Origin of the sequence: Marinobacter nanhaiticus D15-8W, assembly GCF_036511935.1 — a bacterium.
Classification (GTDB): domain Bacteria; phylum Pseudomonadota; class Gammaproteobacteria; order Pseudomonadales; family Oleiphilaceae; genus Marinobacter_A; species Marinobacter_A nanhaiticus.
In genome coordinates this window covers 159124-173231 of sequence record NZ_AP028878.1, presented here as the reverse complement: position 1 = coordinate 173231, position 14108 = coordinate 159124, and the positions used below count along the sequence as shown (strand labels likewise).

Annotated in this window: 13 protein-coding genes; 3 read left to right on the top strand and 10 right to left on the bottom strand. The window is 61.8% G+C overall.

Annotated features, from left to right (window positions below):
• Window positions 1-105 precede the first annotated feature (105 nt).
• Window positions 106-1806, top strand: coding sequence for an extracellular catalytic domain type 1 short-chain-length polyhydroxyalkanoate depolymerase (locus RE428_RS00805; protein ID WP_004579452.1), 1701 nt, complete (start codon window positions 106-108; stop codon window positions 1804-1806).
• A 93-nt stretch (window positions 1807-1899) separates the two neighbouring features.
• Window positions 1900-4044 carry a 3-hydroxybutyrate oligomer hydrolase family protein gene (locus RE428_RS00800; RefSeq protein WP_004579453.1) on the top strand — a complete coding sequence of 715 codons (2145 nt, stop codon included), beginning with the start codon at window positions 1900-1902 and terminating at the stop codon, window positions 4042-4044.
• Window positions 4045-4207: 163 nt separating this feature from the next.
• On the opposite strand, the gene RE428_RS00795 is transcribed toward RE428_RS00800, so the two are convergent.
• The 10 genes from RE428_RS00795 to RE428_RS00750 form a co-directional block, all read right to left on the bottom strand.
• Entirely contained in the window at window positions 4208-4537 is a 330-nt protein-coding gene (locus tag RE428_RS00795) for a hypothetical protein (protein ID WP_004579454.1), read from the bottom strand.
• 1 nt (window position 4538) lies between these two features.
• A complete protein-coding gene (locus tag RE428_RS00790) occupies window positions 4539-5063 on the bottom strand; it encodes a shikimate kinase (RefSeq protein ID WP_004579455.1) in 525 nt (174 codons plus the stop codon).
• Between the two features lie 66 nt (window positions 5064-5129).
• A complete protein-coding gene (locus RE428_RS00785; protein WP_004579456.1) occupies window positions 5130-6098 on the bottom strand; it encodes a hypothetical protein in 969 nt (322 codons plus the stop codon).
• Window positions 6099-6127: 29 nt separating this feature from the next.
• Window positions 6128-6970 (bottom strand): YbaY family lipoprotein, encoded by an 843-nt coding sequence (locus RE428_RS00780; protein ID WP_004579457.1) that lies wholly within the window; start codon window positions 6968-6970, stop codon window positions 6128-6130.
• Between the two features lie 69 nt (window positions 6971-7039).
• On the bottom strand, window positions 7040-7456 hold the full coding sequence (gene arfB / locus RE428_RS00775; RefSeq protein WP_004579458.1) for an alternative ribosome rescue aminoacyl-tRNA hydrolase ArfB: 417 nt from the start codon (window positions 7454-7456) through the stop codon (window positions 7040-7042).
• Between the two features lie 50 nt (window positions 7457-7506).
• Window positions 7507-8214, bottom strand: coding sequence for a monofunctional biosynthetic peptidoglycan transglycosylase (gene mtgA, locus RE428_RS00770; RefSeq protein ID WP_004579459.1), 708 nt, complete (start codon window positions 8212-8214; stop codon window positions 7507-7509).
• Between the two features lie 86 nt (window positions 8215-8300).
• Entirely contained in the window at window positions 8301-9359 is a 1059-nt protein-coding gene (locus RE428_RS00765) for a DUF2955 domain-containing protein (protein ID WP_004579460.1), read from the bottom strand.
• A gap of 2 nt (window positions 9360-9361) precedes the next feature.
• The gene (locus tag RE428_RS00760) at window positions 9362-10426 is read right to left on the bottom strand and encodes an HlyD family secretion protein (RefSeq protein WP_004579461.1); all 1065 of its coding nucleotides are present in this window, start codon (window positions 10424-10426) and stop codon (window positions 9362-9364) included.
• Window positions 10423-10938, bottom strand: coding sequence for a MarR family transcriptional regulator (locus RE428_RS00755; RefSeq protein WP_004579462.1), 516 nt, complete (start codon window positions 10936-10938; stop codon window positions 10423-10425). The genes RE428_RS00760 and RE428_RS00755 overlap by 4 nt, the downstream gene beginning before the upstream one ends.
• A gap of 142 nt (window positions 10939-11080) precedes the next feature.
• Window positions 11081-12004 carry a LysR family transcriptional regulator gene (locus RE428_RS00750; RefSeq protein WP_004579463.1) on the bottom strand — a complete coding sequence of 308 codons (924 nt, stop codon included), beginning with the start codon at window positions 12002-12004 and terminating at the stop codon, window positions 11081-11083.
• A gap of 137 nt (window positions 12005-12141) precedes the next feature.
• Between RE428_RS00750 and RE428_RS00745 the strand changes: the two genes are divergently transcribed.
• Window positions 12142-14091 (top strand): ligand-gated channel protein, encoded by a 1950-nt coding sequence (locus tag RE428_RS00745; RefSeq protein ID WP_004579464.1) that lies wholly within the window; start codon window positions 12142-12144, stop codon window positions 14089-14091.
• Window positions 14092-14108 lie beyond the last annotated feature (17 nt).

Below are 14108 nucleotides of genomic sequence, written 5' to 3'. Positions count from 1 at the left end.
ATTAAATCGATTTTTATTCTTGGCACAGCATACGCATAAGCCTTCTCGCCGGGGCTCAAGCCCAGGCCCATTCCTAACAAAAACAAGACAGGAAGGAGAAATGCCATGACGATCCGAGGTTTGCTCGCGGTCGCCGCGACGGTCGCCATTGCGATGGTCACCGCGGTGACGTCGGTCCAGGCCGGCACCGTGACCTCCAACACCCTCCCGGCCGGCAGCTATGCCGCCTCCCGGGACCGCCAATACCAAGTCTATATTCCCGATAACCTCACCACCCCCGCACCGATGGTGATGGCCCTGCACGGGTGCAGCCAGACCCAGGCCAATGCCTTGAACGAATGGGGCCTGCAGGCCGCCGCCGACCAGTACGGCTTTATCCTGGTGACGCCATTTATCACCAGCTACGACGGCCTGCGCAACCAGAACTGCTGGGGCTTCTGGTTCGACCAGCACCAGCACGAAAGCTCCGGTGAACCCCAGGATTTGGTACGCATCGGCCAGACCGTGGAAGCGCAGTACAGCGTCGATCCCAACCGACGATACATCACCGGCCTGTCCTCCGGCGGCGCCATGGCCGTCGTCGCCGCCGTCGCACACAACGAATACTGGGCTGCTACCGCCTCCGCCTCGGGCCTGCCTTACGGCGAGGATGCCGCTTCGGTCTCCCTGTCCGGCCAGTGCCCAGGTTATGCCACCTTCCACAGCGTCAGCCAGGTGGCGAGCGACATGGAGGCGGAGCTGGACGATACCTACCCCATCCCGATGATGGTTTTGCAGAGCAACAACGACTGCACGGTGATCCAGCCCGCCGGACGCAATATCCGCGATGCACACCTGCAGGTGTTCGGCGACGCCAGCCACGACACCCCAGCCGAGGCCCAGCAGAGCCAGGCCGCCTGCAGCCCCTATTACCAGAACAACTACAACTGCATGCACACCCGCTACGGCACCGGCAACGGCCGCTCCATCGTCGAAACGGTCTTCTTCGACGGGCCGCAAAACACCGCCAATAGCACCGATACCAACCACGGCCATTACTGGGTCGGCGGCGAGGACGGCAACGAAGGCGCCTGGGCGGTCCGTGCCGGCCCCAGCTACCCGGACATCATCTGGGATTTCTTCAACCGCCACAGCCGCAATGGCTCCGGCGGTAGTAACGGCTCACCTACGTTGACCCTCCAGGGGGACAACCCGATGGAAATCGAGCTGGGCGAAAGCTTTAGCGATCCCGGCGCCAGCGCCACCGATCAGGAAGACGGCAGCCTCAGTGTCGATGCCGATTGTTCCAGCGTGGATACCAGCACCGAGGGGGACTATACCTGTACGTATGAGGCCACGGATTCCGACGGCAACACCGTCAGTCGGACCCGCACGGTCACCGTGATCGATCCGAGCGCACCGGATGTCACCTGCGATACCGCATCCGCCTCTCCCAGCGCCCACATCACGGCAGGCCGCGCGGTCGCCGGCGGGACCTCCAGCCTGCGCGCCTTCTCGTTGACCGACCAGCAGGATATCGGCGCCTCATTCGACACCTGGTCCTCCGTCACGCTGTACCAGGGCGAACCCGGCACCTGGTATGCCGCCGAACCCCAAGCCTGCCGTGCCGGCGAGGGCGGTGGCGACGGCCAGACCTGCGAAGACTGGTACGGCACCAACCTGCAGCACCAGTCCGCCGGCCGGGCCTACTACCAGATGGGCTACTACACCGTGGGCGGTGACGGTGCCCTGGGCCAGATTTCCGGCAGTTATACCTGGGTTCGGGAATCCAGCTCCGGTGTCTTCGAAGCGGGGCAGTGTCCGTAAACCGGCAACCGCGAAAGGAAAGGACGCCCCTGCAGCCAGCTTCGAGGCCGGCTGCAGGGCGGCCGAACAATAACAACACCGAGGAAAACCACCATGACCCCCAGCTACCAGAAACTGCTGATCTGCGCCCTGGTCGGCTCGCTTTGCCTGGGCCTGACCGCCTGTGGCGACGATGACGACGACGGCCCGGACGGCGTCATCAACGTCCGACCGGATGTCGTCAGCGGCAATATCCAGCACACCCGCTATGACGGCGCCAGCAACGACCTGCTGACCGCCGGTCTCGGGGCCAGCGGCCTGGCCAGCGCTACCGCGCCCACGCCCGCCGATCCGATCAACCCCACCGCCGAGGAGCTTCGCACCCTGGCGATCTACAACAACTACCGGGCCCTGGTGGATACCAGTGCCGGCGGTGGTTACGGCAACTTGTTCGGCCCGCAGGTGGATGCGGATGACGCCGAGGGCATGATCCCCGGCGATGAGTACCTGGCCTATATCCGCCTCGACGAGGCCGAGGTGCCGGTGACCGTCATGGTGCAGATTCCGGACAGCTATGACCCTGCCGCTTCCTGCATGGTGACCGCGCCGTCCTCCGGTTCCCGCGGCATCTACGGCGCCATTGGCACCGCCGGCGAATGGGGCCTGAAGAAGGGCTGTGCGGTAGTCTACACCGATAAGGGCTCCGGCACCGGATCGTTCAATATGGAAACCGGCGCGGCGCAGGACATGCGCGGGCAGCTCACCACCAACGAAAATGTCGATGTCCAGTTCGAGAGCGATCTCGAAGCCAGCGAACGGGCCACCTTCAACAGCAATTGGCCGGACCGGTTCGCCTTCAAGCATGCCCATTCCAAAACCAATCCCGAGGCAGACTGGGGGCAATATGTGCTCGCGTCCATCGAGTTCGGCTTCTACATCCTCAACGAGCGCTTCGGCGAGGAGACCGATGACGGCGATCGCCTGGTCACCGTAACGCCTGAAAACACGCTGGTCATTGCCTCATCCGTATCCAACGGCGGCGGGGCGTCCGTGCGGGCCGCAGAACAGGATGAGGACGGCCTGATCGATGGCGTCGCCGTCTCCGAACCCAACGTCAATCCAACCGTCAACACGAGCTTCACCATCCGCCAGGGCGACGGCCCGGTCATCACCGAGCACAGCCGCAGTCTGCTGGACTACACCACTGCTATTGCGGTCTACCAGGGCTGCGCCAACCTGGCGCCGGGCACCAGGGATTCTGCTCCCTTCAACGATGCCCTCAATGATTTCGACGTAGACGAGAATATCTGTACGTCCCTGTTCAACAAGGGCCTGGTCATCGGCGCCGATGTGGACGCCCAGGCCGCGGACGCCCAGCGCATACTGGAAGAGGAATTCGGCATCCAGCCGGAACAGAACCTGGTGGCGCCGAGCCATTTCGGTGCGGCCGTGGCCCAGAGCATCTCCATGACCTACGCCAACGCTTACGGTCAGTTCGGCGTCGAGGACCGGGTGTGCGGACTGAGCCTGGCCGCCACGGATGCCACAACTGGTGCGGTCGTCCCCCTGGCACAGGTGTCCGAGGAACTGCTGTTCGCCACCAGTAACGGCATACCGCCCACCGGCGGCGTGAACCAGGTGTACGACGGCGCTACCGGCGTACCGACCGACCTGAAACTCAGCACCTCACCCAGCAGCGGTATTCAAGACTACGGTCTGGACGCACTGCTGTGCCTGCAGGGCCTGGCCGAAGGCCGCGACCCGATCAGCGGGGGTCTGCTGTCCAGCCTGTTGGCCGAACAATCGGGGGCCATTGCTGCAGGCATTGTAGACATCCGCGCCAGCGGTAACCTGCGGGGTAAGCCAACGATTTTCGTCACCGGCCGTTCCGATGCGGTCCTGCCGATCAACCATACCTCGCGGCCCTATTTCGGCCTGAACCAGACTGTGGAAGGCGGCGACAGCGGACTGCGCTATTACGAAGTGCTCAACGCCCACCACCTGGATGCGTTCAATGCCTTTCCGGGTTTCGACGCGCTCTATGTGCCGCTGCACCGCTACTACTTCCAGGCGCTGGACCTGGTGTACGCCCACCTGAAGGACGGTGTCGCACTGCCGCCCAGCCAGGTGGTCCGCACGACACCCCGTGGTACGGGCGCGCCGACGCTGACCGCCACCAACGTGCCGCCGATCCAGGCCACACCCGCCGAAGGTGATCGCATCCTGTTCGAGGACGACCAGGTGCGCATTCCTGACTAGGCTCTAACCGCTGCTCGCCCGACTCATCGATCCCTGGGTGAGCAGCGACAATCCCGCACCGATATCGCGCGCAAGACAAAGACCGTATTAGAACGTAAACGCCTGGCATCCCATTAGAGGTGGACCACGCACGTAGAGGTGGACCACGCATGGCATCGGCAAATTATTCGAGATCGATGCGGCGGATTGCCGAGCGGAGAAAATCCGCCTTTTGCTGGAATTCTGCCTTCAGTTGCGAATCCCGGCTGGCCTCAAGCTGACTTTCCACACCCCGTAGTTCCTGCACCAGCCATCCGCGAATCATGACGTAGTAGCGGGTATCGGTTCCGTAGCGGGCCACCGTTGCCAAGGATTCGGGATCCCCCGGCGCGGCGATGGCGGCTTCGATGGATTGAACCATTTCGCCGATGCGCCGTTCCTCGCTGGACCCCAGGGTTTGGCACCCGGACAGGGCCAGGAGTAGCACGACCACCCCAAACCGTAGTCGGGACATATCAGTGATGTTCCGGTGAGCGAACGGTCTCTGGCAACTGATCCATGACTGACTGGCAGGCCTGGTCCTGGGTCAGCGCGTCGCAGTCGATCACCATATCGGCGTACCGGTTGTAGAGTGCGTAACGCTCCTCGAACAGTTCCTCCAGCGTCTGGTCCGGCCGCTTGGAGATGCCCCGCAGGCTGTAGTCGCCAATTCGCTTCTTCACCGTTGCCAATGAGACATTGAGAAAGACAACGATGCCTTGCTGTTTGAGATGGGCCATGGCCTTTTCGCTGTAGACGGCACTGCCGCCGGTGGAGATCACACTGCCGTGCTCATCGACCTGGCACAGCACCCGCTCCTCGATATGGCGGAGGGCATCGTAGCCATCATGGTCGACGATGTCCTGCAGGGTGCGCCCCTCCGCCGACTGGATCAGTAGGTCCGTATCCACGAAATTCATCGCCGCCTGCTTGGCCAGCAGTACACCGACGGTGCTCTTGCCGGAGCCCGGCATGCCGATAAGGATTAGGTTGGTTCGCATAGGGGGAGCCTGTTGCACATTCGGTAGTTGTTCGCTCATTCAATCGCTAAGGTGGGAATGGCAAGTTTAGCCTCGGACCTCGGCCAGGATTTCCGCGCCGGCATCCCACGTCCAGTAGTGGGCTGGCTGGAGCCGCACGCCGCCGATCCAGCGATCCCTCGCCAACTGGTCGCCTGCTGAAGCGCGGCCAGCGATAACGTCGCGGCCATGACGGGTGACCGTGTAGCGTTGCTCAGAGTCAATCAGGTGAGCCGGCGTTTCCCGTTCGATGGCCAGTAGCGCCTGTTCGCCTTCGGACAGGGTGTGCAGCAATCCATAGAAACCCAGGTCGCCCATGAAACGGCGCTCCTCAGTGTTCTGGTATTCGTTGAACAGGACGTTGAAGCGCTCTTCACCCTGGGCCACCAAAGACAAGGCCTGGTAGGCCGTGCGCGACAGGCCGGTGCGGGGGTGGGGGTATTCCTCCAGCAGGCGACGGACAGCGCCGTCGAGGAATGGCAACGGGGTGAGGTCGTCCTGTAACAACAAGGCCCAGGCCTCGGGCGTCGCTTCGCGAAAGGCTGCCCAGGCGCGGCGGGCCAGCTCAAGATGGTCAGCGGTCACGGGCGTTTCCGCGTTCAACCGCTGCTGCAGGGCCTCGGGCGACGCCGGGCCCAGGTATTCGTCGGTACATAGCATGGTCAGCCGGGTGTCGCCCGGATCCCGGTCGGCAAACCAGTCGAGCACTTGCAGCAGCTGCAGTTGATCGTACAGGTCATGCTCGAACCAAAGCCGCACCCTGTCGTAACTGCGGAAATCCTCCAACCCGGAATCCCTGGCCTGGAAATCGGTGAGCAAGGTGTCCAGCGGCGCCCAATTGCGGTCCGCGATATAGCGGGCGCGCACGTCGGACAGGGCCGCCAGGTCAAGCCCGGACGGCACCGGCCCTTCGTGCAGGATATCCCGCCACGGCAGGAAGTCACCCGGCAACCCAGCGGCTGTCATGGCGGTTACCGCACAATCGCCGTTGGTGATATTGAGGATGTGTTCACTCATGGCCGCGACCACTCAATACGACATCCGCATCATGAATATTCGCCGGAGAGGAATTCCAGTACCACTTCGTCATCGCCGTTGTAGAACTTCAGTACCGGACCTTCGATGGTATAGCGCACGGTTTCCCGCAGCGCTTCGTGGAACTGCTGCTCCCGCTCCAACCCCTCGAAACAGGCCATCTGTGTGGACACCAACTGGCCGATCTGAAGCTTACTCCCGTCCCGCGTGAAACTTCCGGAAAACTGGTTGCAACCGGAGAAACCAGCAACCCGATTGTCTTCCTTGACCAGCACGATATTCAGCTTGCGCTTGTCGGATTCCTCGCTGATGGGATCACCGAAAAGCCCTTTGAGCTCCCAGAAGGTGTTGATCAGCGAGTCGGAGGCATCATCTGGGCGATCGACCGCAGCCACGCTGCCACCAGCGCGGTTGACGACGATATCCACTGCGCCGTCCACTTCACCGGGAACCACCGGGTTCGCCTCGGTACTGATGAACATGAGGCGATCATTGCTGGTGACCTTGGCCCGCAGGTTATAGCGGCGGCCGTCCATGATCAGCCGGGGATCATAGTTGAGCATGTAGGACCAGGGAGGTCCGTTCCTGGAACGAAAGCTGGTCTGGGCCACCACTTCCGCCGGCGCATCCGCCAGCGACACGTCCTCGAGTATCACCGTTACTGTCGAGTCCGTCGGCACCATCATGCGCTCATGGTAGGTCACCGTGCCCTCGATCTGACGCATGTTCGGCACGCCTCCCCAGATTTTGGCGTCGCTGGCGCAGCCCGTAACGACTAACGCCGCCAGCAGCACAGCCACCAGGGCCGCCGGTCCTGAACCGACCTGTGAGCGTCGAATTCCTGTTGGGTTCATCCTGAGTCCTCTTGCTCTGTACCGTTTATCGGTTGATCGTGACACCGGAATGACCTTCTGACTACAACATCAGTCCAGTTTCACATTGCCCCTGAGTTGCTTGGTCTTGCCCCGCTGGGACTTGCGATCCATCCGCTTGCGCTGGGACGACCGGGTGGGGCGGGTCGCCTTACGCGTCTTGCGCGTCTGGGCCACACTGCGGACCAACGCCTGCAGTCGTTCCAGGGCATCCTCGCGGTTCTTTTCCTGGGTGCGGAACTGCTGGGCCTTGATCACCAACACACCCTCGTTGCTGATGCGCTGGTCGTTCAGTTGTGTCAACCGTTCCTTATAGACGTCCGGCAGCGATGAGGCACGGATATCGAAACGCAGGTGGATCGCCGTGGAGGTCTTGTTGACGTTCTGGCCGCCGGCACCCTGGGCGCGGATGGCGGTCATCTCAATCTCGTCGTCGGGAATGCTCACATTGCGTGAAATCTGCAGCACACGCTACTCCGTTGTCCGTCCAATGATGCCCGTCCCATACCGTCACGATATCAGCGCGCTTGGGTCAGTTCCCGGACCATCGACGGCCCGCCCAACTGGTACATCTGCCCGGTGATCCAGTCGACCCGCTGCCAGATGTAGTCCGATGGTCGGGCAGCACTGTACGCCTTGGGGTTGGGTAGTACCGCCGCCAGGCGTGCTGCCTGGGAAGCGCTGAGTTGGCTGGCCGGTATGCCGAAGAAACGCCGGCTGGCCGCCTCGACACCATAGACCCCATCGCCGAATTCCGCGACGTTCAGGTACACCTCCATGATCCGGCGCTTGGACCAGAGCGCTTCCAGTCCAAGGGTCAGACCCGCTTCCAGGCCCTTGCGAATCATCTGACGGCCATTCCACAGGAACAGATTCTTGGTGGTCTGCTGGGAAATCGTGCTGGCACCGCGCAGACCTTCGCCTTCACGGTATTCCTGTACCGCCGAGGCGATCGCGTCCAGGTCCAGGCCCCAGTGCTGGAGAAAACGCTGGTCTTCGCTGGCAATCACGGCCAGCGGCATCCATGGGGAAATATCCTCCAGGTCGACCCAGTTCTGCACCTGCCGGCGCTCCGGATATTGCAGACGGTCGGCCATCATGAACGCTGTGGTGGGGGGATCGACAAACCGCAGCAGGGCGATCAACCCGATTATGAAGGCCAACACGCCGAGAAGGATAAAGAGCAGCCAGCGAGCTATCCGTTTCCAGCCTGATTTGCCTGCCACGCATGAACCTCACGGAAAATGAATCGGAAACCGTCAAAGCTGTCCAATGTTGCCCTGTCTCCGTTTCAGGTCAAGCGGCAGGTTGGTCAGACCGGGTCGGTTTGGAGCCGGGTACTGGCAAAACAGTTCAGGATCCGGTGCATCACGTAGACCGCCGTCAGCGATGCCAACACCGCTACCGCCAGCGAACTGAAGCGGTACAGGTCGCTGTAGACCAGGTCCTGCTGGGGCGTCAGGTACTGGCCGAACAGGATCGCCATCGTCGTCAGCGCGCCAAAACCCGCCGCGGACATACCGCCCTCGAGCATATGGTAGCGGGCGAAGATCATAAGGCTGATCCACAGGCCGAAAGCAATAAACAGCAATACCGTGAAATGGTTCATCAGGATCAACTGGACCAGCAGGCCTACGTTGCAGCCCACCAGCGTACCCAATGCGCGGTTCCAGCCTGCCGGTACCGCACCCTTCCAGCTCATGGGGAACAGCACCAGGATAGTCGCCACCTGCGCCGACAGGGAACCACTCAAGTCCATCACCTGGAAGGCGACGAATGACAGGGTCGCCACCGTGGTGGCCAGGATCACCTCATGCCGCTGGTTGGTGATAGGTTTAGCGGGTACCTGACGAGCTTCGCGCGGCGCCACATCCGGGAAAACCCAATGCATCAGGGTGGCAATCAGGAAAGTACTGATCGAAGCGCCGATATTCGACCCTACCATGTTGAACACGTCTGCCGTTGGATAGCTGGCGAAGTGCATCTGCATGGACAGGTTGACGATGCACATGGCGCCGAAGAGAAAGTTGGGCCCGCGGGTCATTTCCCGGAACAACAGGGCGAACATCCCCATGACGATGAGCGTCATGGGTACGGGTTTGTCGCCGAAAAGACCCTGAATCACCAGCACGACGCCACTGACCAGGAGGACGTTGGCTGCGAACTGTCGCAATATGTGCGCGTTCATCCGCGGTACCATTCCCAACAGCAGCATGGGGAAAACGGTGAAGAAGGCCCCATAGCTGTCGTGGGTCAGCTTGCCCACCAGGAAGCCCAACGTACCGCCGAAGGCAATACGCAGACATTGGCGCAGGTCGTTGGTGTCAAGCTCACGCTTGCTGACGACCAGTAGAGGTTTAAAGTGCAGCATGCTCAGTACACGTAATGGATCAGGCTGACCGCATGGATCTGCAACGAACCCAGCCAGGCGGCGACGCCCTCGACCGGGAACAACTGCACCGTCGCGCGGGCGCCGGAGGGCAACCGCTCCAACAAATCCGGAGCATCCGTGAGCTGCAGGTGTACCCGCTGGCGCTGGGCATCACGCACCCAGCGGTCGGTGGCGTCCGGCGAGGCCAGGCTGCCGTCGGCCGCCAGTTGCCCTTGCCGGGTCCCCGCATCAACGGCGTTGACCCGGGCATCGAACACTCTGCCGGGCAAGGCATCGAAGACGACCGCCGCCCGGGCACCCGGCTGCATGTGCGCCAGGGACTTTTCCCGGAAATCAGCGATCACATCGGCCTCGTCGGCGACCAGCGCCGCGAGTGATGTGCCCGCCTTGGCATAAGTGCCCGGTTCAACCTGGAGGTTGGAGATGACACCACTCTCTTCGGCACGGATTTGGGTGTAGTTCAGGTCGAGCTGGGCCTGGGCGAGGGCATTGCGAGCCTGGCGCAGGCGCAGGTTCTGCCCGTCGGTGAGACCGCGCTGGACTTCCACCTGGTGCACTTGAGCCCGGGCAGCCTGTACTTCCGCCTTGGCCGCATCGAACTGGCTCCGGGTCTGGTCTGCCTGCTGTCGCGATACGCCGCCGCGGTCCAGCAGGCGCTCCATACGCGCGGCTTCACGCGACAGCTCGTCCGCCTGGACCTGCGCCGAGGCCAGTTGCGCTTCCGCTGCCGCGATGGCGGCATCGTACTGGTCGTTCTGAACACTGGCGGACTCCAATGCCAGTTCGGCCTTCTCCAAAGCGAGCGCATAGGGCCGCTGATCCAGCGTGAACAGGATATCCCCCGTCTCCACGTGCTGGTTGTTGTGCACGTAGACCTGCGCGATGGGACCGCCGACGCGGGGCGCCACCTGCACGACAGAATGCATCACACGGGCCTGCGGGGTAACCGGCATCCACAGGTCGGCAATCAGGAAGTAGACGAACAAGACAACAAAGGCCACCAGGGATACATGCACCCAGCGGGCAAAACTCTGATCGGGGGTCATTCCTGGCCTTCTCTCCGGGATTGCTTGAGATGATTGAGTACGTTGGCTTCCATGCGGCTGACGGTGGCAGCAAAGGCGTCCAATTGAGCCTCGTCGAGGCCTTCACAAATATCATTGCGGACGGACTGGATCCGCTGTTCAAGGCGCGCCGTCATGCGTCGACCCGCGTCGGTAAACCAGAGGCTATGGGCGCGGCGGTCGCCGGGGTCCGCGCGGCGTTCGATCAGCGCCTGGTGCTCGAGCTGGTTCAGGGTGCGGGTCAGCGAAGGCATTTCGATCGCCAATTCCCGGGCCAGGCTTTGCTGGCTGCAGCCCTCGCCGATCTTGGCCAGGTGGACCATGACCGACCAGCGGCTTTCAGTCATGCCCAGCGGTGAAACCGCATCGCAGATGGCCCGGCGCCAGAGTCGGTGCAGGCGACCCAGCGCGCCGCCCAGGGATGGTTTGAGCAGGGTATGGATGGAACAGGTCAGGGCATCCGGCGAGGCATCGCCGGCATGGATATCGGACATGGCGGAAACTCCCTTCGGCTGGCGCGGCTAAGGTACTCGAGCCAGAAAATATAGCAAGCTAAGTTATTTTAATTCTAGCGTGCGCGGAGTTTATTTAGCCAGCTACATAATCTAGGGGATTCCGCCTATCGACGGTTCATGTTCAGACGGCTATGGCCTCGACCCACCGTGAATTCCAGGCCACCGGCACCGACTTGCGCAAGTAGCTGATAAAGGCCCGGGTACGGCGGGGCAGATGGCCGTGGGGGTAAACCAGCCAGATCGGGAGTGCCGGTCCATGCCATTCCGGCAGGCACAATTCCAGCGTGCCGGGGTGGGCCTGGGCGCGCAGATCGGCCAGCCAGTGAGGCATCAGCCCCAAACCGCGACCGCGCGCAATGGCATCCCCCTGCAGGGTCAACTGATCGACCTTGAGGTAGGACGCCGGTGGCGAAAGGGGATAGACGCCCTCACGCGGATGCTGCAGCACCACACCGTCACCGCTGGTCCCCAGCAGATCCACCCAGGCATGAGCTCCCAGTGCCTGCGGGTGCTCCGGCCGGCCGCGACGCGCCAGGTACTCCGGTTGACCGTAGATGCCCTGCGTTAAGGAGCCAAGCAGTTCCTGGCGCATACCGCAATCCTCCATCTCTCCCAACCAGAGGCAGATACCTTCGCTCTGCGCCTGGGTCGGCGCCGTGACCTGGGTCTGGAGGACAACCCGGATGCCGGGGTGCTCGCTCATGAACGACTCCACCTGCCGGGTAAACCAGCCGCGACTGAAGGCCCCATGGGCCCGAAGTGTCAGCTCGCCGCTGATCTGCTCACGCAGTTCGTCGAGAGCTTCCTGCCCCCTGGAGGCCAGCGCCAGTATTTCGTGGCAATAGCGATAGAACACATGCCCCGCTTCAGTGGGAATCAGGCGGTTGGATTCCCTGCGCAACAGCGATTGGCCGAGGCTGGTTTCCAACTGGCGGATACGGCGGCTGAGAGTGGACTTGGGCAGGTTCAGGTCACGGGCACTGGCGGTCAGGCTGCCCGAGCGAATCACCGAGGCAAAAGCTTCCAGTTCTTTGAGGTCGTACATCGTCGGTTCCCGTCCAAAGAGACGTTCAGGAATTTGCAACACAGCGTTCGATATTATCACCTGCCAGCCATCAATGCGAACTATTATCATTTGCAAAATTTTTCGTAAAACGAAGCACGCTGAAAGCTGGAGAAAAAATGGCTGTACAAAACACCAAGCGCGCGGCTGTCCTGGGCACAGGGCTGGCCTTGATGAACAGCCTCGCCTGGGCTGATGACTCCATTGCACTGAATGAGCTGGTGGTGACGGCCGCCGGCTACGAACAGGAAATCGTCGATGCGCCGGCATCAATCAGTGTTATCGACAGTGAGAAGCTCAACAAGGGCGCCTACGAAGACGTAACCGATGCCTTGCGCGAGATTCCGGGTGTCATCGTCACCGGCGGTGGGGCCGGTGACAACGGGGCCGATATCAGCATGCGGGGTATGCCGGCTGCGTACACCCTGATCCTGGTTGACGGCAAGCGTCAGGCCAGTCGCGAAAGCCGTCCGAACGGAAGTGCAGGGTTCGAGCAGGACTGGTTGCCACCCCTGGGTGCCATTGAACGTATCGAAGTCGTCCGTGGCCCCATGTCGACACTCTATGGCTCTGACGCGATAGGCGGGGTCATCAATATCATTACCCGCAAGGTGCCACAGGATTGGAGCGGTGATGTCGAAATCAGCACCATCATCCAGGAGGACCAGGACTCGGGTAACGTCCAGCAGGCGAACTTCAATGTCGGCGGACCGCTGATAGAAAACCTGCTTGGGCTACAGATCTACGGCCAGCAATACAGCCGTGAGGAAGACAAGATCATCAACGGCTACGAAGAGAAAGAACTCCAGAGCGTTACCGGCCGCCTCGCACTGACGCCCACCCCGGATCATGATTTCGTGCTTGAAGCCGGCGTTACCGATCAGCGGCGTCGCTCGTTCGTCGGTGTATCCGCACCGGCGGAAGGCTGTACCGACTCCGACAACACGCATATTCACAAACACTATTCACTATCGCATACCGGCCGCTGGGATATAGGGACCTCGGACACTTATGTCCAACAGGAGGCGACTGAAAACCGTAGCCGGGAAATGGAAATTACCAACACGGTCGCCAAGAGCAGTCTCGTGATGCCGCTGGCGAACCATATGGTGAGCGTTGGCGCCACCTATGAGCTGCAGGAACTGGATGACCAGACATCAAACCGTATCTCCGACCGTACCCATGTGGACGCCTACAAGTGGGCCGTCTTTGCCGAAGACGAGTGGATGCTGACCGACAACTTCTCGCTGACCGGCGGCGCCCGCCTGGACGAGGACGAAAACTATGGCAGCCACGTCAGCCCTCGTCTGTATGGCGTATGGCAGTTCGCTTCCGCCTGGACCCTGAAAGGAGGCGTTTCCACGGGCTACCGCTCGCCCAACCTGCGAGAGATCACCCCCGACTGGGGCCAGGTCAGCCGTGGCGGAAACATCTATGGCAACCCGGACCTCGAACCTGAAACCTCCGTCAGCCAGGAGATTGGCCTTCACTACAACGGCGAAAGCGGGTTGAGCTCCAGTCTGACGGTGTTCTACAACGACTTCGAAGACAAGATCACCCGTGTCGGCTGCCCGATCACAACCTGTACGGACGGCCCCAATGATTTCGGCGCCGATCCGACCTACCGCATCAATGTCGATGAAGCTGTCACTCAGGGCGTCGAGTTCACCCTCTCAGCGCCCCTTACCGACACGATCGATGTCTCCACCAGCTACACCTACACCGATTCCGAGCAGAAGAGCGGCGAGTACGAGGGCGAGCCCCTGACCCAGTTGCCCAAGCACCTGGTGTCCGCCAGCCTCGACTGGCAGGCCAGCAGCCGTCTGGCCACCTGGGTACGGGCCACCTACCGCGGCGAGGAAAGCCAGCCCACCACCGGCCCATCCCAGAGCGATACCGTGGCGCCGTCCTATACCTTCGTGGATACCGGGCTCGGTTACGAGCTGACGTCGAATACCACGGTCAAGGCCGGTATCTACAACATCCTCGACGAAGACGTGAACTACGACGAATACGGCTTTACCGAAGACGGCCGCCGCTACTGGCTGGCGCTGAACGTCGGATTCTGATAACTGACGAGGCCCCG